Source organism: Mycobacterium lacus, assembly GCF_010731535.1.
In the GTDB taxonomy this organism is placed as follows: Bacteria; Actinomycetota; Actinomycetes; order Mycobacteriales; family Mycobacteriaceae; genus Mycobacterium; species Mycobacterium lacus.
Genome location: NZ_AP022581.1, coordinates 1,031,484 through 1,056,591, shown reverse-complemented (window position 1 = coordinate 1,056,591; position 25,108 = coordinate 1,031,484). Strand labels below are relative to the sequence as shown.

Below are 25,108 nucleotides of genomic sequence, written 5' to 3'. Positions count from 1 at the left end.
CTCCGCTTACCCGCCCGCGACGGCGGGCAGGATGGTGACCGAGTCACCGTCGGCGATCTCGGTGTCCAGGCCGCCGGAGAACCGCACATCCTCGTCATTGACGTAAATGTTCACGAAGCGGTGCAGTTTGCCGTTGTCGACCAGGCGCTCGGAGATGCCGGAGTAGTTGGCTTCCAGGTCGCTGATGACCGCGCCGAGCGTGTCACCGCTCGCGGAGACGCGCTTCTGGCCGCCGGTGTGGGGCCGCAGGATGGTCGGGATGGACACGGTGACGTTCATGCGGGCCTTCCTAAGATCGGTACTTGTCGACGATGGTGATGGGCTCTTCGGTGACGGTCCCATCCACGATGCGGTAGCTGCGCAGCTCATGACGCTGCGGGTCGCGGGTGGACACCAGCACATAGTGCGCGTCCGGTTCGGAGGCGAGGTTCACGTCGGTGCGGCTCGGGTACGCCTCGGTCGCGGTGTGCGAGTGATAGATGACGATCGGGGCGTCCCCCGCGCTTTCCAAGGCACGCCACACCTTGAGTTGCTCTTGTGAGTCGAAGCGGTAGAACGTCGGCGAGCGCTCGGCGTTGGTCATGGGGATGTGCTGCTCGGGCCGGTCGGAGCCGTCCGGGCCGGCCAGCACCCCGCACGCTTCGTCGGGGTGATCGGAGCGCGCATGGGCGACCATCGCGTCCACGAGGTCGGCACGAATCACCAGCACGTCAACCATTCCCCTTCGCAATATCCCCGATAGTCAGGCCCCGAACGCTCCGGGCAACATGCCGCGGTAGGTCGGTATTCCTGCCACCGACTCAGCGGCGAGCACACCGACCAGGACCGCGCGCGCCACACATTCTGCCGCGGCGGCGCCCACCGCGGCGACCAGCCCCGTCTCCGGAGACAATGCGGCCGGCGCGGTGTTCTCGCCGCCAGCCGACATCTCGACCGCCCCGGTCGCCAGGGCGAACACCGTATCGCCGTCCAGCGGGGTGTGCGCCGGCCGGATCGTTCGGGCCAGCCCGTCGTGGGCGGCGATCGCGACGCGGCGGCACGCCGCCGGGCTCAGCGCGGCGTCGGTGGCCACCACACCGATCGTCGTGTTCAGTGGGCTCACCGGGGACGGCAGCTGCGCCAGCGCGTCGAGCTGCTCGGCCGGCGGCGGCGCCAACCCGAACTCGCCAATCAGATCCGCCATCCAGGGCAGGCCGGTGGCCCGGTCGACGACGTCGCCCGCGCAGTTCACCGCGACGATGGCGCCGACGGTCACGCCGGACGGCAACGTCAGCGACGCCGTCCCGATACCACCCTTGAGCGAGCCGGCACGCGCCCCCACGCCGGCGCCTACCGTCCCGACGAGCCCACCGCCATCCGCGGCGGCTGCACAGGCCAGATAGCCGAATTCGGCCGTCGGCCGGCAGTCCCAGCCGCCGACCGGGAGATCGAAGATCACCGCACCCGGCACGATGGGGACCACGCCGCCGCTCATCGCTACCCCGCGCTCGTGTTCCTCCATCCACCGCATGACGCCGTCGGCGGCCGCCAGCCCGTACGCACTGCCGCCGGCGAGCAACACCGCATCGACAAAGCGCACGCTGTTGGCCGGGTCCAGCAGATCGGTCTCTCGGGTGCCAGGCGCGCCGCCCCGGCAATCCACGGCGCCGACCGTCCCCGGCGGCGTCAGCACGACGGTGACGCCACAGGCCCAACCGGCGCCGAGGGACGCATCGGGGTCCAGCCTCTGGTAGTGGCCGACACGGATGCCCCCGACGTCGGTGATGGAGCTCATCCGGACTCCGTCACGATGATCGGGCCCCCATCAGCACCACGACCAGGTATTCCTGCAAGACGGTCAGCCACTGGTACACGTCGAAGTGCGCGGCCAGTGGATGGTCAGCCGGCAGGCGTTGCGGACCCTGCGGGCCGATCTCGAGCATGACTCCCAGCGTCAGGCGAAGGTCGTTGACCGCCGCGATCCAGGCGTTCGCCGCCTCCTCGGTCAACTCGACCCGGCCGCCGTTGTCCGGAACCGTATCCAATAACTGCCGTGCGGCAACACGTTTGGCGTCGATGATCTCCGGCTCGTGCAGGCTGCGCAGCGCCGCGTTGAGGGTCTCCGAGGCATCCAGGGGCAACGGGTCGTCGACATCGCGCTTGTAGAAGTCCGGCAACAGCCGACCCAGCGTCGGGTCGCCGGGGCGTTGCGAATGCCCGGTCTTGATGCCGGTGATCTCCTCGAGTTCGTCTGAGGGCGAGGAGGATTCGCGTTGGTCGAGCAGACCGATCATCGCGGTCACCAGATGCTTGAGCAGGGCCGCCTCATGCGCGGCCAAGGACGACCGAAAACGAGGACCGTTGCGGGTCTCGACGCGCTTCCATTTGCGCACGGTGGATCCTGGATACCCTCGAATCTCACCGGTCCTGCTGCATAGTCGCCCACAAACCGGCGGCGTGCAGTCTGGACACGTCGACCTCCATGGACTCCCGGCTGCCCGACGACACCACTGCCTTGCCTTCGTTGTGCACCTGCAGCATCAGCTTGGTGGCATGCGGCTCGCTGTAGCCGAACAACTTCTGGAAGACGTACGTCACGTAGGTCATCAGGTTGACGGGGTCGTCCCACACGATGGTGACCCAGGGTGCGGCGGTAACGTCTACCGGCGCGGACTCGCGTTGCCCGGTGGTGCCCGGCTTAGCGGGCGCGGACGCGACAACCATGGCCCCAGGATACCGAGCCATCGACGCGAATACCGAGCTACCGGCGCGTACGGATACGGTTGCAGCATGAACGACTCGGTCCCAGCTGGGCGACGATGCGGGCCGTCTGGGCCCGCTGTGGGGGCACCCCCAGCCGCGCAGGGGGTACCGCCCGCCTGCGGGGGACGGCGAGGGGGAGAGCCCGGCAATCCAGACCCAGCCGGGCTGCTGACCGACAAGTACGAGTTGACCATGCTGGCCGCGGCGCTGCGAAACGGCACGGCCCATCGCCAGACCACGTTCGAGGTGTTCGCCCGGCGGCTCCCCGCGGGTCGCCGATACGGCGTGGTCGCCGGAACCGGCCGACTGTTGGAAACCCTGCCGCAGTTCAGGTTCGACGACGACGCGTGCCGGTTACTCGCCGAATTCCTCGACCCCGACGTCTTGCGCTATCTGCGCGGTTTCCGGTTCGGGGGTGACATCGACGGCTATGCCGAGGGCGAGCTGTACTTCCCGGGATCCCCCATCCTGTCGGTACACGGCAGCTTCGCCGAATGCGTGGTGCTCGAAACACTGGTGCTGTCGATCCTCAACCACGACAGCGCGATCGCTTCGGCGGCCGCACGCATGGTCAGTGCCGCCGGGGGGCGGCCGCTGATCGAGATGGGCTCACGACGAACCCACGAACGTGCCGCGGTGGCGGCGGCCCGGGCGGCCTACATCGCCGGGTTCGCCGCGACCTCCAACTTGGCGGCCCGGTGGCGCTACGGTGTGCCCGCGGAGGGCACCGCCGCGCACGCCTTCACCATGCTGCACACCCAGCGGGACACCCCCCTGGAAATGTCCGAATTGGCCGCGTTCCGCGCGCAGGTCGACGCTCTGGGCGCCGACACCACGCTGCTGGTGGACACCTACGACGTGACGACCGGCGTGGCCAATGCCGTGGCCGCCGCCGGTGCCACACTCGGCGCGGTCCGGATCGACTCCGGCGAGCTGGGGGTGCTGGCGCGCCAGGTCCGGCAGCAGTTGGACCAGCTGGGGGCCGCCCGGACGCGCATCGTGGTATCCGGTGATCTCGACGAGTTCTCCATCGCGGCGCTGCGCGCCGAGCCGGTGGACAGCTACGGCGTCGGTACGTCGCTGGTCACCGGCTCGGGCGCACCGACCGCGAACATGGTGTACAAGCTGGTCGAGGTCGACGGCATGCCGGTGCGAAAGCGCAGCAGCCACAAGGAATCCCATGGCGGGCGCAAGGAGGCGCTGCGGCACTCCCGCCCGACGGGCACGGTCACCGAGGAGGTTGTGTATCCGGCGGGCCGCCCGCCGGATACCCCCGAACCATGCCGGGTATTGACGACGCCCCTGGTCCGCGGCGGGCAGGTGGTGGCCGATACCAGCCTGGCGAAAGCGCGGGAGCTGGTCGCGTCCGGACTGCGCAGCCTGCCGTGGGAGGGACTTAAGCTGGCGCATGGCGAACCCGCGATTCCGACGCGGCAGATCGCGTTCTGAGGAGTAGCCACGCCAGCCGTGACCGAGTCCGTTTCCAAGTCTGTGCCCGAGCTGCTCGCCATCGCCGTGGCCGCGCTCGGTGGCAGTGAACGCCGCGGTCAGCTGGAGATGGCCACCGCGGTCGCGCAGGCCTTCGAAACCGGCGAGCACCTGGTCGTTCAGGCCGGAACCGGCACCGGCAAGTCGCTGGCGTATCTGGTTCCCGCGATTGTCCGCGCGGTCAGCGACGAAACTCCGGTCGTGGTGTCGACGGCTACGATCGCCCTGCAGCGTCAACTCGTCGATCGCGACCTGCCCCGGCTGGCCGATTCACTCGCCGAAGCGCTGCCTCGCCGGCCGCGGTTCGCGTTACTCAAGGGTCGACGAAACTACCTGTGCCTGAACAAGGTCCACAATGGCGCTTCCGACGACCCAGGCGTAGGGGAGGAACCGCCGCAGGAGGAGCTCTTCGACCCGATGGCGGTCACCGCGTTGGGCCGCGACGTGCAGCGGCTCACCGCCTGGGCGTCGTCGACCGACACCGGCGACCGCGACGACCTGAAGCCTGGCGTGGGCGACCGATCGTGGTCTCAGGTCAGCGTTTCCGCGCGCGAATGTATCGGCGTCGCGCGTTGTCCGTTCGGCTCCGAGTGCTTCTCCGAACGGGCGCGTGGTGCTGCCGGCAGGGCCGATATCGTCGTCACCAACCACGCGCTGCTGGCCATCGATGCCGTCACCGAATCGGGTGTGCTGCCGGAACACACGCTGCTGGTCATCGACGAGGCGCACGAGCTGGCCGACCGGGTGACCTCGGTGGCCGGCGCCGAGCTGTCCTCGGCCAGCCTCGGACTGGCCGCGCGGCGGATTGCCCGGTTGGTAGACCCGGAACTGACCCAGCGATTGGATGCGACGACAGCCACCCTCGCCTCGGCCATCCACGATGCGAAGCCCGGCCGCATCGATTATCTAAACGACGAGATGGCGACCTACCTGACCGCGCTGCGCGACGCGGCGGCCGCGGCACGCTCGGCGATCGAGGCCACCAGCGACGCCAAGGCGGCATCGGCGCGCGCGGAAGCGGCTGCGGCACTGATCGAGATCTCCGAGACCGCGTCGCGGATCTTAGACTCGTTCACCCCCGCCATCCCCGACCGCACCGACGTGGTCTGGCTCGACCACGAGGAAAGCCGCGGTGCGTCCCGCGCCGTGCTACGGGTGGCTCCGCTGTCGGTCGCCAAGTTGCTGGCTACTGCGGTGTTTTCGCGTTCGACCGTCGTATTGACGTCGGCGACGCTGACCGTCGGCGGGACCTTCGACGCGATGGCCACCGCGTGGGGACTGACCAGTGACGATTATCGTTGGCGCGGACTGGACGTCGGCTCACCGTTCCAGCACGCCGAGTCGGGAATTCTCTATGTGGCAGCGCATCTCCCGCCGCCCGGCCGCGACGGCACCGGCTCGGCCGAGCAGTTAACCGAGATCGCCGAACTGATCACTGCGGCCGGCGGGCGCACGCTTGGCCTGTTCTCCTCGATGCGGGCGGCGCGCGCCGCCGCCGAGGCCATGCGCGAACGACTCTCCACACCGGTGTTGTGCCAGGGCGACGACAGCACCCCCGCGCTCGTCGAGCAGTTCACTGCCGACCCGGCGACATCGCTGTTCGGCACCTTGTCGCTGTGGCAGGGCGTCGACGTGCCGGGTCCGTCGCTGTCACTGGTGCTGATCGACCGCATCCCGTTTCCCCGGCCGGATGACCCGTTGCTGAGTGCGCGCCAGCGTGCGGTGGCAGCCCGCGGCGGCAATGGGTTCATGGCCGTCGCCGCCAGCCACGCCGCGCTGTTGCTGGCTCAAGGGTCGGGTCGGCTGTTACGCCGCGCCACCGACCGGGGCGTGGTTGCCGTGCTGGATTCGCGAATGGCCACCGCCCGATACGGCGATTATCTGCGCGCGTCGCTGCCGCCGTTCTGGCAAACCACCAACGGTGCGCAGGTCCGCGGGGCGCTTCGGCGGCTGCGGGTATCCCTGGACAACCACCCGGCGTGACAGCTCGCCGCCGGGTAGGCGGCCGGTGATGGCCCAACCAGTGGGCGCAACGTGTCGGCGGCGGTGACGATACCAGGCGCGGAGCCGTGGGCGGGCAAGTGGATGATCATTCCGCCGATGCCCGCATCGAGCACATTGGCCCGCGGCTGCTCGGCGACACGCGTTTTGATAGCCCACCACCATGCGCGGCCGCATCTCCGCTGGAATGTCTGCGAGCTTGTCGTTCCCGTCGAACGTCACGCGAGCGTCACCAGCCCAAGTTCGTTGCTGGCGGCGAGCATCGGATGGCGCGGCAGCACCCGCACCGTGTACCCAACGGCCCCCGCTATCGGCAGTGGCGTTGTGGTCGAGAAGATTTCGCTAGCGCCGTCTGTGCCCGTATGCGACATCTCGACGGTGATGGGGTCCACCAGCACATCGCCGGCGTCGACTCTGCCCAGCACCGCCTGCACGGTGACGTCGCCGGGCCCCAGCCCGGCCAGTTGCACGATAGCGGTCAGGGTGAGTTTGGACCCGAGCAGCGGAGTATCCGGCAGGCCGGTGCTGTCGACGTCGGTGATCTCGATCTTGGGCCACGCTTCTTCGGCGCGCCGGCGGTAGGCGGCCAGCTCCCGGGCCGCGTCGAACTCGCTGCCGCCGACGGGGGCGGCAATGGTCTTGCGCAGCGATTTTGCCGCCGGCGCGTAGTAGTGCTCGACGTAGTCGCGCACCATTCGCGATGCCAACACTTTGGGGCCAAGCGTCTGCAGAGTGTGGCGCACCATCTCCATCCACCGCGGCGGCACGCCACGTTCGTCGCGCTCGTAGAACTTTGGTGCAACCGCCTGTTCCAGCAGGTCGTACAGCGCGCTGGCCTCCAGGTCGTCGCGCCGGCCCTCGTTAGCCACTCCGTCGGCAGACGGTATTTCCCAACCGTTTTCGCCGTCGTACCACTCGTCCCACCAGCCGTCACGGATGGACAGGTTCAAACCGCCGTTGAGCGCGCTCTTCATTCCCGAAGTGCCGCATGCCTCCAATGGTCGCAGCGGATTGTTGAGCCAAACGTCGCAGCCCCAGTACAACAACCGGGCCATCGACATGTCGTAGTTCGGCAGGAAGGCGATGCGATGGCGTACCTCCGGACGGTCGGCGAAGCGCACCACCTGCTGGATCAGCGCCTTGCCGCCGTCATCGGCGGGGTGCGACTTTCCGGCAACGATCAGCTGAATCGGCCGTTCCGGGTCGAGCAGCAAGCGCTCCAGCCGTTGCGGGTCGCGCAGCATGAGCGTCAGGCGCTTGTATGTCGGGACCCGCCGGGCGAACCCGACCGTGAGCACGTTCGGGTCGAACGCCGAAGATACCCAACCTAATTCGGCATCGGATGCGCCGCGTTCCAACCACGATTGACGCAGCCGCACCCGGACGTCGTCGACGAGTAGCGATCGCAGTTGACACCGGATCCACCACAGGTGTCCGGGATCGACCTGTTGCAGCCGCAGCCAGACGCCGGGGTCACTGAACGAGTCGGAGCCGGCCAGTTCGCGACCCAGCTGCAACCACTGCGGCGCGGCCCAGGTGCGCGCGTGCACGCCATTGGTGATCGATCCGATCGGCACCTCACCGCGATCGAACCCGGGCCACAGCTCGTTGAACATGGCCCGGCTCACCCGCCCGTGCAGCAGCGAGACGCCATTGGAGCGTTGCGCCAGCCGCAACCCCATGTGAGCCATGTTGAACTTGGTCGGATCGTCCTCGGCGCCGAGGGCGAGGACCCGCTCGGCCGGCACGCCCGGCAGCAGCGCCTGCGCATCATCGTCGAAGTAGCGCTGCACCATATCCAGCGGGAACCGGTCGATGCCGGCCGGTACCGGGGTGTGGGTGGTGAACACCGTGGCCGACCGCACGACCGTCAACGCGGTGTCGAAGTCCAATCCCGAATCGGCGACCAGTTCACGGATGCGTTCCACGCCGAGGAATCCGGCGTGGCCCTCGTTCATGTGGAACACCTCGGGCGCGCGAAGCCCTTCGATCGCGGTAAACGCGCGGATCGCCCGCACGCCCCCAATTCCGGCCAGGATCTCTTGCTTGATGCGGTGCTCCTGATCGCCGCCGTAGAGCCGATCGGTGACGCCACGCAGTTCGTGCTCGTTTTCCGGGACATCGGAGTCGAGCAGCAGCAACGGCACACGCCCGACCTGCGCGACCCAGACTCGCGCCCTCAGCTGCGTGGAATCCGGCAGGGCCAACTCGACCAGCACGGGATCCCCGGCGGCATCGGTGAGCAACCGCAACGGCAGCCCTTGGGGGTCGAGCGATGGATATGTCTCCTGCTGCCAGCCGTCGGCGGTCAACGACTGCCGAAAGTAACCAGACCGGTAGTACAGGCCCACCGCGATCAGCGGCAACCCCAGATCAGATGCCGACTTCAGGTGGTCGCCGGCGAGAATTCCGAGGCCACCGGAATAGTTGGGCAACACCTCTGCGACGCCGAACTCCATCGAGAAGTACGCAATGCCGGCGGGCAGGGCCGCGCCGGCCTGTTCCTGCTGCTGATACCACAGCGGACGGCTCAGGTAGTCGTTCAGGTCGGCCGCCAGCTCATCGAGCCGGTTCAGGAACGCTTCGTCGAGCGCTAACTCGTCGAGCCGTGCCGGGCTTACCGCACCTAGCAGCGCCAAGGGATCGTTGCCGCACTGCGCCCACAACACGGGATCGATGCTCGCGAACAGGTCCTGAGTCGGCTTTTCCCACGACCACCGCAAGTTGGTCGACAGCTGGTCCAACGCGGAAAGGCGGTCGGGTAGGTGGGCACGGACGGTAAACCGGCGGAGGGCTTTCACGCATCCTTACCTTACTGAGGAATTCGCTGCCCGCTGGCCCGGACGGCAACGGCCTTTGGGCCGCCGGTGTGGCGGGACACTAGGGTAGGTACGGGGCGCGAACAGACGCATTGACAACGACACACGAAGGACACCCCGACGAGAACCGCTGATAATCGCCGGGGGTGAGGAGCCCAGGAACGGAGTGATCGGTGCCCGGCCGTGTCGAGATCGATAATGTCCAGCCCGTCGTCTCATGCGGCGCGTACCCCGCCAAGGCCGTGGTCGGTGAGGTGGTTCCGGTCAGCGCTTCGGTGTGGCGGGAAGGCCACGAGGCTGTCGCGGCAACCCTGGTCGTGCGCTACCTGGGGCCGCGCTATCCGCAGGTCCAGGAAACCCGCCTAGTCAGGGCGGTCCAGGCGCCCGAAGCCGAGCTGGATGACAGAACAGTCGAGCGACGGGTCAAGCCGCTGCTGATTCCCATGACGATGGGCCAAGAGCCCTTTGTTTTCCATGGTCAGTTCACCCCGAACAGCGTGGGATTGTGGACGTTCCGGGTCGACGGCTGGGGCGACCCCATCCGCACGTGGCGCCATGGGCTGGTGGCCAAGCTGGACGCCGGCCAGGGCGAGACCGAGCTGTCCAACGATTTGCTGATCGGCGCTGCGCTGTTCGAGCGCGCCGCGGCGGGCGTGCCACGCGAGCAGCGACTCCCGCTGCTGGAGGCCGCGGCGGCCTTGCGGACCCCCGGGGATCCGGTGACCCGCACGGCGCTGGCCCTGGCGCCGGAAATCGAAGCGCTGCTGGCTCACTTTCCGTTGCGGGAGCTGGTCACCCGGGGTGAGCAGTTCGGCGTTTGGGTGGACCGGCCGTTGGCCCGGTTCGGCGCGTGGTATGAGATGTTTCCACGCTCGACCGGCGGATGGGACGCCGACGGCAATCCGGTCCACGGCACCTTTGCCACTGCCGCCGCGGCGCTGCCGCGCATTGCCGCGATGGGATTCGACGTGGTGTACCTGCCACCGATCCACCCGATTGGCCGGGTGCACCGCAAGGGCCGCAACAACGCCCCCACCGCCGCTCCGACAGATGTGGGATCGCCATGGGCAATCGGTAGCGATGAGGGTGGCCACGACGCTGTTCATCCGAGCCTGGGCACCATCGACGACTTCGACAACTTCGTCGCCGCGGCACGCGACCTGGGTATGGAGGTGGCCCTGGACCTGGCGCTGCAATGCGCACCGGATCACCCGTGGGCGCGCGAACACCGGCAGTGGTTCACCGAATTGCCGGACGGCACCATCGCCTACGCGGAGAACCCGCCGAAAAAGTATCAGGACATCTATCCGCTCAACTTCGACAACGATCCCGCCGGTCTCTACGACGAAGTCCTGCGCGTGGTACGACATTGGGTCGACCACGGCGTCAAATTCTTTCGGGTCGACAATCCGCACACCAAGCCACCGGACTTCTGGGCCTGGCTGATCGGCCAGGTGAAACGCGTCGACCCCGACGTGCTGTTTCTATCCGAGGCCTTCACTCCGCCCGCACGTCAATACGGGCTGGCCAAGCTCGGCTTCACCCAGTCCTACAGCTATTTCACCTGGCGCACCTCCAAGTGGGAGCTGACCGAATTCGGCAACGACATCGCCGCACTCGCCGACTACCGCCGACCCAACCTGTTCGTCAACACCCCCGACATCCTGCACGCCGTCCTGCAACACGACGGGCCGGGCATGTTCGCCATCCGCGCGGTGCTGGCGGCGACGATGGGTCCGGCCTGGGGCATGTACTCCGGTTACGAGCTGTTCGAACACCGCCCGGTGCGGGAGGGCAGCGAGGAGTACCTGGACTCGGAGAAGTACGAATTGCGTCCCCGCGACTATGCGGGCGCGCTGGCCGAAGGCAGATCGCTCGAGCCGTTCATCAAGCAGCTCAACGCGATTCGTCGGCTGCATCCCGCGCTGCAGCAGTTGCGCACCATTTCGTTCCATCACATCGACAACGATGCGCTGCTAGCCTACAGCAAGTTCGATCCGGCTACCGGCGACTGTGTATTGGTGGTGGTAACGCTCAACGCATTCGAGCCCGAGGAAGCGACGCTGTGGTTGGACATGCCGGCATTGGGTATGGAACCATACGACCGGTTTTGGGTGCGGGATGAGGTCTCCGGCGAAGAATACCAATGGGGGCAAGCCAATTACATTCGCATCGACCCTGGGCGGGCGGTGGCCCACATCATCAACATGCCACTCATACCGGAAGGATCCCGAATCACGCTGCTGCGCAGGAGGTGACGGGCTTTGAGTAAAACCAACGAACTCCCCGGGACGCACTTGGCTCCCGAGCCAGCCGATCTCTCGCGCCTGTTGGCCGGTGCGCATCACAACCCGCACAGCATCCTGGGCGCCCACGAGTATGGCGACCACACCGTAATCCGGGCCTACCGGCCGCACGCGGTCGAAGTCGTGGCGATTGTCGGCGATGATCGATTTCCGTTGCAGCACATTGAATCTGGCCTGTTCGCCGTGTCGTTGCCGTTCACCGATCTCATCGACTATCGACTCCAAGTGAGCTATCAGCGTTCCGAACCACACATCGTCGCCGATGCCTACCGCTTCCTACCCACCCTCGGGGAAGTCGACCTTCACCTGTTCGCCGAAGGCCGCCACGAGCGCCTGTGGGAGGTCCTCGGTGCCCATCCCCGCTCGTTCACCACGGCCGACGGTGTCGTAACCGGTGTGTCGTTTGCCGTATGGGCGCCCAATGCCAAGGGCGTCAGCTTGATCGGCGAGTTCAACGGCTGGAACGGCAACGACGCCCCCATGCGGGTGCTGGGCTCATCCGGGGTATGGGAATTGTTCTGGCCCGGCTTTCCCACGGATGGCCTGTACAAGTTCCGGGTGCATGGCGCCGACGGTGTCGTCACCGAACGCGCCGACCCGTTTGCCTTCGGCACTGAGGTCCCGCCGCACACGGCGTCGCGCGTGACGGTGAGTAACTACACCTGGGGCGACGGCGACTGGATGACACAGCGTGCGCAACGCAACCCGGTGTTCGAGCCGATGAGCACCTACGAGGTCCACCTCGGCTCGTGGCGCCCCGGGCGCAGCTACCGCCAGCTTGCTCGCGACCTCACGGATTACGTCGTGACACACGGGTTTACCCACGTCGAACTGCTGCCCGTCGCCGAGCACCCGTTCGCCGGTTCGTGGGGATATCAGGTCACGTCCTACTACGCGCCGACGTCGCGATTTGGCACACCCGACGATTTCCGTGCCCTTGTGGACGCCCTCCACCGCGCCGGCATCGGTGTCATCGTGGATTGGGTGCCGGCGCACTTCCCGAAGGACGCATGGGCGCTGGGGCGGTTTGACGGCACCCCGCTCTACGAGCATTCCGATCCCAACCGCGGAGAGCAATTGGACTGGGGCACTTACGTATTCGACTTCGGTCGCCCAGAAGTGCGAAACTTCCTGGTGGCCAACGCGTTGTACTGGCTGCAAGAGTTCCACGTCGACGGCCTACGCGTGGATGCGGTGGCGTCGATGCTCTACCTGGACTACTCGCGCCCGGAAGGCGGCTGGACCCCGAACATCTACGGCGGGCGCGAAAACCTAGAAGCGGTGCAGTTCCTGCAGGAGATGAACGCCACGGCGCACAAGGTCGCGCCGGGGATCGTCACCATCGCCGAGGAGTCGACATCGTGGCCCGGAGTGACTCGACCGACCACCCTTGGTGGCCTGGGCTTTTCGATGAAATGGAACATGGGCTGGATGCACGACACCCTCGACTACCTCAGCCGAGATCCCATATACCGCAGCTACCACCACCATGAGATGACCTTCTCGATGCTGTATGCCTTCAGCGAGAATTTCGTGCTGCCGCTCAGCCACGACGAGGTGGTGCACGGCAAGGGCAGCCTGTGGGGGCGGATGCCGGGCAACAATCACGCCAAAGCCGCCGGGCTGCGCGGCCTGCTCGCCTACCAGTGGGCGCACCCCGGCAAGCAACTGTTGTTCATGGGCCAGGAATTCGGCCAGCGCGCCGAATGGTCGGAGCAGCGCGGCTTGGACTGGTTCCAACTGGACGAAAACGGTTTCTCCAACGGCATTCTGCGCCTCGTACGCGACATCAACGACATCTACCGCAGCCGCCCGGCGCTATGGAGTCAAGACACCATTCCCGAGGGCTATTCCTGGATCGACGCCAACGACTCGGCCAACAACGTGCTGAGTTTCCTGCGACACGGCAGCGACGGGTCGGTGATGGCCTGTGTGTTCAACTTCGCGGGTACCGAGCACAGCGGCTACCGGCTCGGCCTTCCGAGTCCCGGCCGCTGGCGTGAGGTGCTCAATACCGACGCGACGGCCTACAACGGCTCCGGGATCGGCAATCTTGGCGGTGTGGACGCCACCGCCGACCCCTGGCATGGCCGACCCGCGTCGGCGGCGCTGGTGCTGCCGCCGATGTCGGCCGTGTGGTTCGAACCTGCGTAGCGCGAGCAGACGCAGAGTAGCCCCAAAACCGTGGTTTTGGGGCTACTCTGCGTCTGCTCGCCGGGTCGAACTTGTGCAGAGTGCACATGCCCGACTGCCATTTGGGTGCACTCTGCCGACCGAAAACCGATCCCACCGCCCGAGCGATAGCGCTACCTTCGTTTAACCCGATTCTCGATGGCGAACCGATCGGAGAAACAGCCATGTCGTTTGTAATCGCCGCGCCCGAAGCGCTGGCGGCGGCCGCTTCGGATTTCGCGAACATCGGATCAACCCTGGGAGCCGCCAGCGCCGCGGCGTTGGCCCCGACGACGGAGCTGCTGGCCGCAGGTGCCGATGAGGTCTCGGTGGCCATCGCGACGCTGTTTGGGTCGCACGGCCAGGCCTATCAGGCGGTGAGCGCTCAGATGTCGGCGTTCCATGACCAGTTTGTGCGGACCCTGGCCGCGGGCGCCAACTCGTATGCGGCCGCCGAGGCCGCCAGCGCGTCGCCGCTGGAAGGGCTGCTCAACGTGATCAACACCCCCACCCAGCTGTTGCTGGGGCGCCCGCTGATCGGCAACGGAGCCAACGGCGCGCCCGGCACCGGGCAGAACGGCGGGGCCGGCGGCCTGTTGTACGGCAACGGCGGAGCCGGCGGCTCCGGCGCGCCCGGCCAGGCCGGCGGCGCCGGCGGGGCCGCGGGGCTGTTCGGCACCGGCGGGGCCGGCGGTGCCGGCGGCGACGCCAGCGGCAACGGATTTGCCGGCGGGGCCGGCGGGGCCGGCGGGATTCTGTTCGGCGCCGGCGGCAACGGCGGGGCCGGCGGAGTCGGTTCGGCCGGCACCGGCGGGGCCGGCGGCGCGGGCGGGCCAGCCGGGCTGTTCGGCGCCGGCGGCACCGGCGGCACCGGCGGGCCAGGCCTCAATGGCGGGGCCGGCGGGGCCGGAGGCCGCGCTGGGCTGTTCGAGCTGTTCACCGCCGGCGGTGCCAGCGGCACTGGCGGGCTGAGCGCCGATGACGGGGGCACCGGCGGGCCGGCGGGGCCGGCGGGGACGGCGGGCTGTTCGCGAATGGGGGCGCCGGCGGCACCGGTGGGCGTGGCATCGACGCCGGGGCCGGCGGGGCCGGCGGGGCCGGCGGGGCCGGCGGCATATTCTCCGGCTCCGGCGGCGCCGGCGGCGCCGGCGGGACCAGTGCCGGTGACGGGCTCCTCGGCGGCAAGGGCGGGGCCGGCGGGGCCGGCGGCAACGCCGGCATCTTCTTTGGCTCCGGCGGGGTTGGCGGCACCGGCGGGACCGGTCTCGGTGCGCCCGACGCGGGCGGTGCCGGCGGCATTGGGGGTGTCGGTGGCATCGGCGGGGCCGGCGCGCTATTCGGCCCCGGCGGCGCCGGGGGCGCAGGAGGGTTCGGCAACGCCAGCGCGGACGGCTTAGCCGGTGGCACCGGCGGGGCCGGCGGCAACGGCGGGGCCACCAGACTCGTCGGCTCCGGCGGCTCCGGCGGCACCGGCGGGGATAGCGCCAGGGGCGCCGCCGGTAACGGCGGCACCGGCGGCGCCGGTGGGTTGTTCGGCCCCGGCGGCTCCGGCGGAGCCGGCGGGACTGGCTTCGAAACCGGGGCGGTTGGTGGGGCCGGCGGGACCGGGGGCAACGCCGGCGCGCTCGCTGGCTGGGGCGGCGCCGGCGGCGCCGGCGGGTTTGGCGAGACGGCCGGGGACGGTGGCGCCGGCGGCAACGCTGGTCTGCTCAACGGCGACGGCGGCACCGGCGGTGCCGGCGGCCTTGGCATCCTCAGTGACGGCGGGGCCGGCGGGAAGGGTGGCAACGCTGGGCTCTTCGGCAACGGCGGCGCCGGCGGGGTCGGCGGGGTGAGCGTTCTTGCAACTGGCGGGGCCGGCGGCGCAGGCGGCACCGCCCAGCTCGTCGGCAACGGCGGCAATGGCGGTAACGCCGGCCTGGGCGCGACGATGGGCGCCGGCGGCGCCGGCGGCGCCGGCGGGCTGATCGGCCTCAACGGTCTAAACGGATTACCATAGCCGGACCGGCGCGAGCAGACGCAGAATCGCCGCAAAACCGTGGTTTTGGGGCGATTCTGCGTCTGCTCGCCGCAGGTGCTCAGTACAGCGCGTTGGCGAGGTTGCGCCGGCCGGTGACCACCTCGGGATCGGCGGGATCAAAGAGCTCGAACAGCTCGATCAGGCGAGTGCGGACCCGCGTGCGCTCATTGCCGGATGTGCGTCGCACCAACGCGATCAGGCGCTCGAACGCCGCACTCACGTCCTGGTTGAGGACTTGCACGTCGGCGGCCGCGAAAGCCGCGTCGATGTCGTCGGGAGCGCTATCGGCGACCGCGACGGCGTCGGGGCGTTGTGCGGTTGCGCGCATGAGAAAGTCGATCTGCCGGAGGGCCGCCTTCGCTTCGACGCTGCCCGGCTCGGCGTCCAAGATCGCCTGATACGACTCCCGGGCGGCGGCGAAGTCGCCGGCCTCGAGTTCCCGACGCGCCCGCGCCACAGCCGGATCGACTTCCGCACGTTCCTCGGAACTCGTTGCGCCCTTAAGTTTTCCGGCTGTCGCCGACACCAGGGAGTCCAGCCAGCGTCGCAACTGATCGGGGGGCTGCGGGCCCTGAAAACTCGAGATCGGTTGTCCCGCAGCCAATGCCACCACCGTTGGGACCGCCTGCACGCCGAATATCTGGGCCACCCTGGGCACCGCGTCGACATTCACGGTCGCCAGCGACCACTTGCCTTTGTCGGTAACGGCCAGGCCCGACAACGCGTCAACCAGCTCGACGCACACGTCGCTGCGCGGCGACCACAGCACGACCACGACGGGCACTTCGTCGGACCGGACGATCACCTCATCCTCGAAGTTGGCCTCGGTGATCTCGCTGGTACGCGAGCCACCTGGGGCCGCCGATCTCGACTCGGCCGCGGCGCCCGTGGCCGGAGCGTTCTGCTGAGCTCGCTGCTTGAGGCCGGACAGGTCGACCGCACCGGCCATGGCAGGCCCGATAGGGGGTCGGGGACGCGTCACGCCGTCAAGTCTGTCACGTCGCTTCGGTCGCCCATCCACCCGGTGGTGCCGACCCGCATATCACTGAAAATCGGCTTCCAACGGGCCGCACTCGGCAGCTATGACCAATCTCACACCCACCATCGCAGGCGTCGCGCCAGCAACGTGGCGGGCGGGCTGGCTAACCGGCCCGCAGGATGAGCGCGTCGCCCTGGCCGCCGGCCCCGCACAGGGCCGCAACACCATAGCCGGAGCCGCGGCGCGCCAGCTCCAGGGCCACGTGCAGCGTGATTCGGGCGCCCGACATTCCGATTGGATGCCCGACTGCGATCGCGCCGCCATTGACGTTGACGATCTCCGGGTTCACCCCGAGCTCTCGCGTCGAGGCCAACGCCACCGCCGCGAACGCCTCATTGATCTCCACAACATCGAGCTGGTCCACCGAGATGCCCTCGCGGTCAAGCGCTTTCTTGATCGCGTTGGCCGGCTGCGATTGCAGCGTGGAGTCCGGGCCGGCCACCACCCCGTGTGCCCCGATCTCGACCAGCCACGTCAGCCCCAGCTCCTGGGCTTTTTCCTGGTTCATCACCACGACGGCGGCCGCACCGTCGGATATCTGCGACGCCGACCCGGCGGTGATGGTGCCGTCCCTACGGAACGCCGGTTTGAGGCCCGCCAAAGACTCGGCCGTGGTGTTGGCGCGGATCCCCTCGTCCTCGGAGAACTGCAGGGGATCACCCTTGCGCTGCGGGATGTTCACCGGCACCACCTCGTCGGTGAAGACCCCGTCCTTCCATGCCGCGGCCGCTTTTTGGTGCGACCGGGCGGCGTATTCGTCCTGTTCTTGGCGGGTGAATTTGTCGACATCGTTGCGTTGCTCGGTCAGCGCACCCATGGGCTGGTCGGTGAACACGTCGTGCAGGCCGTCGTAAGCCATGTGGTCCAACACCGTGACATCGCCGTACTTGTAGCCCGACCGGCTATCCATCAGCAAGTGGGGCGCCTTCGTCATGGACTCCTGGCCGCCAGCCACCACCACATCGAACTCTCCTGCCCGAATGAGCTGGTCAGCCAGCGCGATTGCGTCGATGCCGGACAGGCACATCTTGTTGATGGTCAGCGCCGGGACATCCCAACCGATCCCTGCCGCCACGGCCGCCTGCCGCGCGGGCATCTGCCCCGCCCCTGCGGTCAACACCTGGCCCATGATCACGTACTCGACCAGAGACGCCGGAACGGTGGCCTTCTCCAGGGCGCCTTTGATGGCAATGGCGCCCAGATCGGTGGCGCTGAAATCCTTCAAGGAGCCCATCAACTTGCCGATGGGTGTGCGTGCTCCAGCAACAATCACCGATGTCGTCATGACTACCTCCTCAGCGCACCGGAAAGCCGATCTGACCAACCCGGAGAAGCAGATTCTTTCCCGCCAGGTTACCGTTGTGTGATGACGACCGATCAAGTCGACGCCCGGCACCTCCTGGCCACCTCATTGGTCACCGGACTCGATCACGTCGGCATTGCGGTCGCCGACCTGGACGCCGCCATCGAGTGGTACCACGACCACCTGGGCATGATCCTGGTCCACGAGGAAATCAACGATGACCAATGCATCCGCGAGGCGATGCTGGCGGTGCCGGGCTCCACGGCGCAAATCCAGCTGATGGCCCCGCTCGACGAGTCGTCGGTGATCGCGAAGTTCCTGGACAAGCGCGGGCCGGGCATCCAACAGCTGGCTTGCCGGGTCACCGATCTCGACGCCATTTGCCGGCGGCTGCGCTCCCAAGGTGTCCGGCTGGTGTACGAGGCGGCCAGGCGCGGCACGGCGAATTCGCGGATCAACTTCATCCACCCGAAAGACGCGGGCGGGGTTCTGATCGAGTTGGTCGAGCCGGCCGGCTAAGACCACCTTCGGGTGGGACCGCGGGTGGCGCGCTTGGCCCAGCAAGGGGTATGCCAATGCCGCCGGTCCTGCGCCGCTTCCGGTGATTCAGCTGGCCATACCACCACATGCGCCGTGCCGGAACGGATTTCGTGGTCGCATCCGGGACAGCGATAGGTCTTGACGGCGCGGGCCGCAGCGACCGAGCGCACTTCGTATTCGCGACCGTCGGGGCCGGTCTCCACCCGGCGCAAAGTCGGGAACACCGGCTGTTGCCGGCGTGCTGGTTTGCGGCGCCTGGCCATCAGAACAACCGGTAATCATCGCTGTCCATCCCGCGCATCTTGTCGTAATCCAGTGTCACGCAACGGATTCCGCGGTCAGTGGCCAGGGTACGAGCCTGCGGCTTGATCTGTTGAGCCGCGAACACCCCCGTTACCGGCGCGAGAACACTGTCGCGGTTGAGCAATTCGAGATAGCGGGTGAGTTGCTCCACCCCGTCAATCTCGCCACGTCGTTTGATTTCCACGGCGACCGAGCCACCGCATTCATCGCGGCAGAGCAGGTCCACGGGCCCAATGGCGGTCATGTACTCGCGACGGACCAGTGTGTATCCCTCACCTAGCAAGTGGACGTGCTCGGCGAGCAATGCCTGCAGGTGGGCCTCGACGCCGTCCTTGACCAGTCCCGGGTCCACGCCAAGATCGTGGCTGGAGTCGTGCTCGATCTCCTCGATGGTGATGCGCAGCTGCTCACCAACTTTGTTCGCAACCACCCACACCGGCAGGGGGCCACCGAGCTCCTCGGTCATCCAGCACGGCGGACTCATCCAGTTCAACGGCTTGTAGGCGCGGTCGTCGGCGTGCACGCTGACCGATCCGTCGGCCTTGAATAGCAGCAACCTACGCGCGGATGGCAGGTGCGCGGTGAGCCGGCCAACGTAGTCGACCGTGCACCGGGCAATAACTAGACGCACCCGACTCACCTTAGAGCGTCTTGGGACCAATTAGGCTGACGCCACCATGCCCAAGAAGACGATGGCCCAACGCATGGGCCGGGTGCTCGAGATGCTGACCCGTCAGAGCGGTCGGTTAACAGAGACGCCCGCGTACGGCTCCTGGCTGCTTGGACGGGTGTCGGAGAGCCCGTCGCGCCGACGGATGCGCATCAAGGTCATCGTGACCGTCTATATCCTGGTGGCGAACCTGACCGGGATCGGCGTCACGGTGCTGTTGGTGGCGGTCGCCTTTCCGGCGCCCAGCGTCTACACGGACGCGCCGTGGTGGGTCACCTTCGCGGTCGCGCCGGCGTACGCCACCATCGCACTGGCACTCGGCACCTACTGGATGACCACCCGAATTGTGACAACGTCGATACGGTGGGCGATCGAGGAACGCAGGCCCACCCAGGCCGACCAGCGCAACACCCTGCTGGTTCCGTTTCGAGTGGCTGTCGGCCACATCATCCTGTGGGATTTCGGCGGCGTATTGTTGGCGACGCTCTACGGCCTGGCAAACCGCCTATTCATCCCGATCATCTTGTTCTCGGTGACAATCTGCGGTGTCTCGGTGGCCACCAATTGCTATCTATTCACCGAGTTCGCGCTGCGACCGGTCGCCGCTCAAGCACTCGACGCGGGACCACCCCCGCGACGGTTCGCGCCGGGCATCATGGGCCGAACGTTGACGGTGTGGACGCTCGGTTCGGGCGTGCCCCTGGCCGGCATCGCCCTGACAGCGCTCTTCGTGCTATTGGTGCGCGATCTGACCGAGACCCAGCTCGGGGTGGCGGTGCTGATCATGGCAACGTCGACACTGATCTTCGGGTTCCTCGTGATGTGGATCCTGTCGTGGCTGACCGCGACACCGGTCCGGGTCGTGCGCGCGGCACTCAAACGTGTCGAGCAGGGCGACTTAACCGGCGATCTGGTGGTATTCGACGGGACCGAACTCGGTGAGCTGCAGCGGGGTTTCAACGCGATGGTCGACGGCCTGCGCGAGCGCGAGCGGGTGCGCGACCTTTTCGGCCGGCACGTCGGGCGCGAGGTCGCCGCCGCCGCCGAACGCGAGCGACCCAAACTCGGCGGCGAAGAACGCCACGTCGCAATCGTTTTCGTCGACATCGTCGGCTCCACCCAGTTGGTCACCAGCCGACCCGCGGCAGAGGTCGTGACGCTGCTCAACCGGTTCTTCGCGGTGATCGTCGAGGAAGTGGACCGCCACCGCGGACTTGTCAACAAGTTTCAGGGGGACGCCGCGCTGGCAATCTTCGGAGCCCCCAACCGCCTCGACCATCCCGAGGACTCCGCGCTGGCCGCGGCACGAGCCATGGCTGATCGGTTGGCCAGCGAAATGCCGGAGTGTCAAGCCGGCATCGGTGTGGCGGCAGGGCAGGTCGTCGCCGGCAACGTCGGCGCCCACGAACGGTTCGAATACACCGTGATCGGCGAGCCGGTCAACGAGGCGGTCCGACTGTGTGAACTGGCCAAATCACGCCCGGGTCGATTGTTGACCACTGCCGACACGCTACGGGGTGCAACCCAAAACGAGTGTGCCCGTTGGTGTTTGGGTGAATCGGTGACACTTCGCGGGCACGACCAGCCCACCCGGCTCGCAGCGCCCAATGGAGCCACGCGACCCGGCCATCAAGCCGCGGGAGTGAACGATGGCCCACCGATGCCCGGTTCGCCGTCCGGCTCGCAGCGCCCGGGCGAACCCGAGTCGCCTGGGAGCGTGCCCGGCAAACTAGGCTGACGCCATCATGTCGGCCAAGAAGACGACGGCGCAACGTTTGGGCCGGGCGCTCGAGGCGGTGACCCGCGTGAGTGGCCGGCTGCCCGAGACCCCCGCGTACGGCTCCTGGCTGCTGGGACGGGTCTCGGAAAGCCAACGACGCCGGCGGATCCGTGTCCAGGTCATCCTTACCGTCCTCGTCACGATCGTGAACCTGGTCGGAATCGGCGTCGCCACGTTGTTGGTGACGGTCGCCATCCCCGTACCGAGTGTGTTTACCGACGCGCCGTGGTGGGTGACATTCGCGGCGATACCCGCCTACGTAGCTGTCGCGTTTGTGCTGGGCGGTTCTTGGATTACCCGCCGGACGGTAGCGGCGCTGCGCTGGGCTATCGAGGATCGCACACCCACCCCGGCCGACGAGCGCAACACCTTCGGAGCCCCGTGGCGACTCGCGATGGTCGACCTCATCCTGTGGGGGGTTGGGACGGCGCTCTCGACGACCCTCTACGGCCTGGCCAACACCATGTTCATCCCACGGTTTCTCTTTGCGGTCGGCTTTAGCGGCGTGCTCGTCGCCACTGGCAGCTATCTGCTCACTGAGTTCGCGCTGCGACCGTTCGCCGCGCAGGCCCTCGAGGCGGGACGGCCGCCCCGCCGGTTGGCAGCCGGGATCATGGGCCGAACGATGATGGTCTGGCTACTCGGTTCGGGCGTGCCCGTACTCGGCATCGCCCTGATGGCGATTTTCGAAATGTTGCTGCGCAATCTCACCTACTGGCAGCTCGCGGTGGGTGTGCTGATCCTGTCGATGGCCACCCTGGTCTTCGGGTGCATCCTGATGTGGATCCTGGCCTGGTTGACGGCGACACCGGTGCGGGTCGTCCGCGCGGCGCTCGAGCGCGTGGAGGGAGGCGACCTCCGCGGCGACCTAGTGGTATTCGACGGGACCGAGCTCGGTGAACTGCAGCGGGGTTTCAACACAATGGTTGGCGGCCTGCGTGAGCGCGAACGGGTGCGCGATCTGTTCGGCCGCCACGTCGGACGCGAAGTCGCCGCCGCCGCCGAACGCGAGCGGCCGAAGCTGGGTGGCGAGGAACGCCATGTCGCCGTCGTGTTCGTCGACATCGTCGGCTCCACTCAGCTGGTGACAAGCCGGCCGCCCGCCGCCGTCGTTCACGTGCTCAATCAGTTCTTCACGATCGTCGTCGAGGAAGTCGACCGCCACCACGGCCTGGTCAACAAGTTCGAGGGCGATGCGTCGCTGGCGATCTTCGGCGCCCCGAATCGCCTGGCGTGCCCCGAAGACGAGGCGCTGGCCGCCGCGCGCGCCATCGCCGATCGGCTGGCCGACGAAATGCCCGGGTGCCAGGCCGGGATCGGCGTGGCGGCGGGGCAGGTCGTCGCCGGCAACGTTGGCGCCAAAGAACGATTCGAATACACCGTCATCGGCGAACCGGTCAACGAGGCGGCCCGACTGTGCGAACTGGCCAAATCGCGCCGAGGCAGATTGCTGGCTTCCGCGCAAACCGTGGCTGGCGCACGCGAAAGTGAGCGCGCCCGTTGGTCTTTGGGTAGGCATGTGAAGCTTCGCGGACACGGCCAACCTACCCGGCTGGCATCGCCAATCGAGCCGGCCAGGCCGCGGAGGTAATCCCGGGGACCGCACCCGAGCCCACTTTGATGTCGCTTTTCCGCTAGTGATGTCGGTGGGCAGGTGTAACTGTTGAAGGGTGCATGAAGATTTCGAGCGCTGCTACCGGGCGGTCCAGTCCAAGGACGCCCGGTTCGACGGCTGGTTCGTCACCGGCGTGCTGACGACCCGGATCTTTTGCCGACCCAGTTGCCCGGTGCGGCCGCCGTTGGCTCGAAACGTGCGGTTCTATCCGACCGCCGCGGCCGCGCAGCGAGCCGGCTTCCGGGCGTGCAAACGGTGCCGTCCCGACGCATCTCCCGGCTCGCCCGAGTGGAATGTGCGCGGTGACGTCGTCGCTCGTGCGATGCGACTGATCGCCGACGGCACGGTGGACCGTGAGGGCGTCGGCGGCCTTGCCTCCCATCTCGGTTACACCACCCGTCAGCTGGAGCGACTCTTGCAGGCCGAGGTCGGCGCTGGTCCGCTGGCGTTGGCCCGGGCACAACGCATGCAGACGGCGCGAGTGCTGATCGAGACCACGGACCTGCCATTCGGCGATGTCGCGTTCGCCGCCGGGTTTTCCAGCATCCGACAGTTCAACGACACCGTGCGGCTGGTGTGCGACAACACGCCAACGGCGCTGCGCAGGCGCGCCGCCGCCCGGTTCGGCTCGAATGTCGCCTCCCCGGGAACCGTGTCGTTGCGTCTGCCGGTGCGCACGCCGTTCGCCTATGAGGGTGTTTTCGGCCATCTGGCCGCGACTGCCGTTCCGGGTTGCGAGGAGGTCCGCGATGGTGCGTACCGACGCACACTGCGGCTGCCGTGTGGCAACGGCGTCGTCTCCCTGACACCCGCGCCCGACCATGTCCGCTGCCTGCTCGTGCTCGACGACTTCCGCGACCTCACGACCGCGACCGCACGTTGCCGTCGGCTCGTTGACCTCGATGCCGATCCAGAAGCGGTGGTCGAGGCGCTGCGGGGTGACCCGGAGCTGGGCCCGGTGGTGGCGAAGGCACCCGGACAGCGCATCCCCCGCACGGTCGATGAGGCCGAACTCGCCGTGCGGGTGGTGCTGGGCCAACAGATATCGACCAAGGCCGCGCGCACGCATGCCGGCAGGCTGGTCGCGGCCTACGGGCAGCCGGTCCACGATCCCCACGGCGGATTGACCCACACGTTCCCCTCGGTTGAGGACCTCTCGGAACTCACAGAAATCGATCCAACCCATCTGGCCGTCCCCAAGGCACGCCAACGGACGCTGAGCGCGCTGCTCGCCGGCCTTGCGGACCGAAGTCTGGTCCTGGACGCCGGGTGCGACTGGAAATGCGCGCGGAGTCGATTGCTGACCCTGCCTGGGGTCGGCGCGTGGACCGCCGAGGTGATCGCGATGCGCGGTCTGGGCGACCCAGACGCCTTTCCCGCAAGCGACCTCGGCCTCAGGCTGGCCGCTGCGCAGCTGGGGCTGCCCACCCAACAGAACGCACTCATCGAGCGCAGCGCCCGTTGGCGTCCCTGGCGGTCCTATGCCGCCCAACATCTTTGGACCACGCTGCAACATCCGATAAACCATTGGCCGCTCGAGCCTCCAAAGGAGATTGCATGATTCGCTACCGCACCATCGACAGCCCGATCGGACCATTGACCCTGGCCGGGCGTGGCTCGGTGTTGACGAATCTACGAATGGTGGATCAGTCCTACGAGCCCAGCCGGGTCGGCTGGTCACCCGACGATGCAGCATTCGCTGACGCCGTCGACCAACTCTCCGCCTATTTCGCCGGCGAGCTCACCGAATTTGATGTCGAGCTCGATCTGCGGGGTACGGAATTCCAGCAGCGAGTATGGGAGGCGCTACAGACAATTCCGTACGGAGAAACCCGCTCTTACGGCGAAATCGCCGAACAGATCGGCGCCCCCGGTGCGGCCCGGGCCGTCGGATTGGCTAACGGTCACAATCCCGTTGCGATCATTGTCCCGTGCCATCGGGTAATCGGCTCTAGCGGAAGCCTCGTTGGCTACGGGGGCGGCCTCGACCGAAAGCAGGCGCTGCTCGAATTGGAGAGACGCCGGGCACCCGCGAATTTGACGTTGTTCGATTAAGTTTGCACGGCGTCGAGTAAATGCAAAAACACCCCCGTGACGGGGGCGTTTTTGTGTATGTTCGGCGGTGTCCTACTTTTCCACCCGGATTGGGCAGTATCATTGGCGCTGACAGGCTTAGCTTCCGGGTTCGGGATGGGACCGGGCGTTTCCCTGTCGCTGTGGCCGCCGTAACTCTATTACTTTATCTTGTTAGTTGTTCTGGTGGGGGGTGTGGTGTCCACGCGTGCGGCGTGAGCGGATTGTGGTTGCGAT

General features: G+C 67.5%; 19 protein-coding genes, 1 rRNA gene and 1 pseudogene. 10 read left to right on the top strand and 11 right to left on the bottom strand.

All coding sequences use genetic code 11. The features are described 5' to 3' along the window. Positions 1-6: 6 nt before the first annotated feature. Genes G6N24_RS04935 through clpS form a run of 5 tightly spaced genes read right to left on the bottom strand, consistent with a single transcriptional unit; the run spans position 7 to position 2,703 of the window. Positions 7-279: a MoaD/ThiS family protein gene (locus tag G6N24_RS04935; protein ID WP_085158615.1), complete on the bottom strand. Its 273-nt coding sequence runs from the start codon at positions 277-279 to the stop codon at positions 7-9. 10 nt (positions 280-289) lie between these two features. Next, a complete protein-coding gene (locus G6N24_RS04930) occupies positions 290-718 on the bottom strand; it encodes a Mov34/MPN/PAD-1 family protein (RefSeq protein ID WP_139822275.1) in 429 nt (142 codons plus the stop codon). A gap of 24 nt (positions 719-742) precedes the next feature. Continuing rightward, positions 743-1,774: a P1 family peptidase gene (locus G6N24_RS04925; RefSeq protein ID WP_085158617.1), complete on the bottom strand. Its 1,032-nt coding sequence runs from the start codon at positions 1,772-1,774 to the stop codon at positions 743-745. Positions 1,775-1,784: 10 nt separating this feature from the next. Then, positions 1,785-2,372: an oxidative stress transcriptional regulator AosR gene (gene aosR / locus G6N24_RS04920; protein ID WP_085158619.1), complete on the bottom strand. Its 588-nt coding sequence runs from the start codon at positions 2,370-2,372 to the stop codon at positions 1,785-1,787. Between the two features lie 25 nt (positions 2,373-2,397). Continuing rightward, positions 2,398-2,703, bottom strand: a complete 306-nt coding sequence (gene clpS / locus G6N24_RS04915; protein WP_085158621.1) for an ATP-dependent Clp protease adapter ClpS — start codon at positions 2,701-2,703, stop codon at positions 2,398-2,400. Between the two features lie 117 nt (positions 2,704-2,820). Here clpS and G6N24_RS04910 point away from each other — a divergent pair, with 117 nt between their 5' ends. Beyond that, positions 2,821-4,191, top strand: a complete 1,371-nt coding sequence (locus G6N24_RS04910; RefSeq protein WP_372514521.1) for a nicotinate phosphoribosyltransferase — start codon at positions 2,821-2,823, stop codon at positions 4,189-4,191. A gap of 18 nt (positions 4,192-4,209) precedes the next feature. Next, complete coding sequence (locus tag G6N24_RS04905; protein ID WP_085158625.1) at positions 4,210-6,213, top strand: ATP-dependent DNA helicase; 2,004 nt, start codon at positions 4,210-4,212, stop codon at positions 6,211-6,213. Between the two features lie 236 nt (positions 6,214-6,449). Here the strand turns inward: G6N24_RS04905 and G6N24_RS04900 are convergent, their stop codons facing one another. Next, positions 6,450-9,032 carry a glycosyltransferase family 1 protein gene (locus G6N24_RS04900; protein ID WP_085158627.1) on the bottom strand — a complete coding sequence of 861 codons (2,583 nt, stop codon included), beginning with the start codon at positions 9,030-9,032 and terminating at the stop codon, positions 6,450-6,452. 191 nt (positions 9,033-9,223) lie between these two features. Between G6N24_RS04900 and G6N24_RS04895 the strand changes: the two genes are divergently transcribed. The 3 genes and pseudogenes from G6N24_RS04895 (at position 9,224) to G6N24_RS04885 (ending at position 15,527) form a co-directional block, all read left to right on the top strand. After that, positions 9,224-11,308, top strand: a complete 2,085-nt coding sequence (locus tag G6N24_RS04895) for an alpha-1,4-glucan--maltose-1-phosphate maltosyltransferase (RefSeq protein ID WP_085158629.1) — start codon at positions 9,224-9,226, stop codon at positions 11,306-11,308. A 6-nt stretch (positions 11,309-11,314) separates the two neighbouring features. Continuing rightward, complete coding sequence (gene glgB, locus G6N24_RS04890; protein ID WP_085158631.1) at positions 11,315-13,510, top strand: 1,4-alpha-glucan branching protein GlgB; 2,196 nt, start codon at positions 11,315-11,317, stop codon at positions 13,508-13,510. 203 nt (positions 13,511-13,713) lie between these two features. Then, positions 13,714-15,527 (top strand): annotated as a pseudogene (locus tag G6N24_RS04885) (PE family protein). Between the two features lie 79 nt (positions 15,528-15,606). Here the strand turns inward: G6N24_RS04885 and G6N24_RS04880 are convergent. Then, complete coding sequence (locus G6N24_RS04880; RefSeq protein ID WP_085158636.1) at positions 15,607-16,530, bottom strand: tetratricopeptide repeat protein; 924 nt, start codon at positions 16,528-16,530, stop codon at positions 15,607-15,609. 160 nt (positions 16,531-16,690) lie between these two features. Next, positions 16,691-17,872 (bottom strand): acetyl-CoA C-acetyltransferase, encoded by a 1,182-nt coding sequence (locus G6N24_RS04875; RefSeq protein ID WP_085158638.1) that lies wholly within the window; start codon positions 17,870-17,872, stop codon positions 16,691-16,693. A gap of 78 nt (positions 17,873-17,950) precedes the next feature. On the opposite strand from G6N24_RS04875, the gene mce reads away from it, so the two are divergent. Next, complete coding sequence (gene mce / locus G6N24_RS04870) at positions 17,951-18,409, top strand: methylmalonyl-CoA epimerase (protein WP_085158640.1); 459 nt, start codon at positions 17,951-17,953, stop codon at positions 18,407-18,409. On the opposite strand, the gene G6N24_RS04865 is transcribed toward mce, so the two are convergent. Both G6N24_RS04865 and nucS read right to left on the bottom strand, forming a co-directional pair. Continuing rightward, positions 18,406-18,693, bottom strand: a complete 288-nt coding sequence (locus G6N24_RS04865) for a hypothetical protein (RefSeq protein ID WP_085158642.1) — start codon at positions 18,691-18,693, stop codon at positions 18,406-18,408. The two genes, mce and G6N24_RS04865, sit on opposite strands and share 4 nt — an antisense overlap. Then, positions 18,693-19,364, bottom strand: a complete 672-nt coding sequence (nucS, locus tag G6N24_RS04860) for an endonuclease NucS (protein ID WP_085158644.1) — start codon at positions 19,362-19,364, stop codon at positions 18,693-18,695. Before nucS ends, G6N24_RS04865 begins: the two co-directional genes overlap by 1 nt. 46 nt (positions 19,365-19,410) lie before the next feature. On the opposite strand from nucS, the gene G6N24_RS04855 reads away from it, so the two are divergent. The 4 genes from G6N24_RS04855 (at position 19,411) to G6N24_RS04840 (ending at position 24,853) form a co-directional block, all read left to right on the top strand. Continuing rightward, complete coding sequence (locus G6N24_RS04855; protein WP_085158646.1) at positions 19,411-21,141, top strand: adenylate/guanylate cyclase domain-containing protein; 1,731 nt, start codon at positions 19,411-19,413, stop codon at positions 21,139-21,141. A gap of 7 nt (positions 21,142-21,148) precedes the next feature. Continuing rightward, complete coding sequence (locus G6N24_RS04850; protein ID WP_085158648.1) at positions 21,149-22,774, top strand: adenylate/guanylate cyclase domain-containing protein; 1,626 nt, start codon at positions 21,149-21,151, stop codon at positions 22,772-22,774. 79 nt (positions 22,775-22,853) lie between these two features. Beyond that, positions 22,854-24,359, top strand: coding sequence for a DNA-3-methyladenine glycosylase 2 family protein (locus G6N24_RS04845; protein WP_085158650.1), 1,506 nt, complete (start codon positions 22,854-22,856; stop codon positions 24,357-24,359). Next, the gene (locus tag G6N24_RS04840) at positions 24,356-24,853 is read left to right on the top strand and encodes a methylated-DNA--[protein]-cysteine S-methyltransferase (protein WP_085158653.1); all 498 of its coding nucleotides are present in this window, start codon (positions 24,356-24,358) and stop codon (positions 24,851-24,853) included. Before G6N24_RS04845 ends, G6N24_RS04840 begins: the two co-directional genes overlap by 4 nt. A gap of 59 nt (positions 24,854-24,912) precedes the next feature. Here the strand turns inward: G6N24_RS04840 and rrf are convergent. Beyond that, positions 24,913-25,026: ribosomal RNA gene (gene rrf / locus G6N24_RS04835) — 5S ribosomal RNA — on the bottom strand. Between the last annotated feature and the right edge of the window lie 82 nt (positions 25,027-25,108).

Bases quoted from the DNA above. Each gene is read 5' to 3' on its own strand.
- G6N24_RS04935 (WP_085158615.1), bottom strand. From the start codon at position 279: ATGAACGTCACCGTGTCCATCCCGACCATCCTGCGGCCCCACACCGGC.
- G6N24_RS04930 (WP_139822275.1), bottom strand. From the start codon at position 718: ATGGTTGACGTGCTGGTGATTCGTGCCGACCTCGTGGACGCGATGGTC.
- G6N24_RS04925 (WP_085158617.1), bottom strand. From the start codon at position 1,774: ATGAGCTCCATCACCGACGTCGGGGGCATCCGTGTCGGCCACTACCAG.
- clpS (WP_085158621.1), bottom strand. From the start codon at position 2,703: ATGGTTGTCGCGTCCGCGCCCGCTAAGCCGGGCACCACCGGGCAACGC.
- G6N24_RS04875 (WP_085158638.1), bottom strand. From the start codon at position 17,872: ATGACGACATCGGTGATTGTTGCTGGAGCACGCACACCCATCGGCAAG.
- G6N24_RS04865 (WP_085158642.1), bottom strand. From the start codon at position 18,693: ATGGCCAGGCGCCGCAAACCAGCACGCCGGCAACAGCCGGTGTTCCCG.
- G6N24_RS04855 (WP_085158646.1), top strand. From the start codon at position 19,411: ATGCCCAAGAAGACGATGGCCCAACGCATGGGCCGGGTGCTCGAGATG.
- G6N24_RS04850 (WP_085158648.1), top strand. From the start codon at position 21,149: ATGTCGGCCAAGAAGACGACGGCGCAACGTTTGGGCCGGGCGCTCGAG.
- G6N24_RS04840 (WP_085158653.1), top strand. From the start codon at position 24,356: ATGATTCGCTACCGCACCATCGACAGCCCGATCGGACCATTGACCCTG.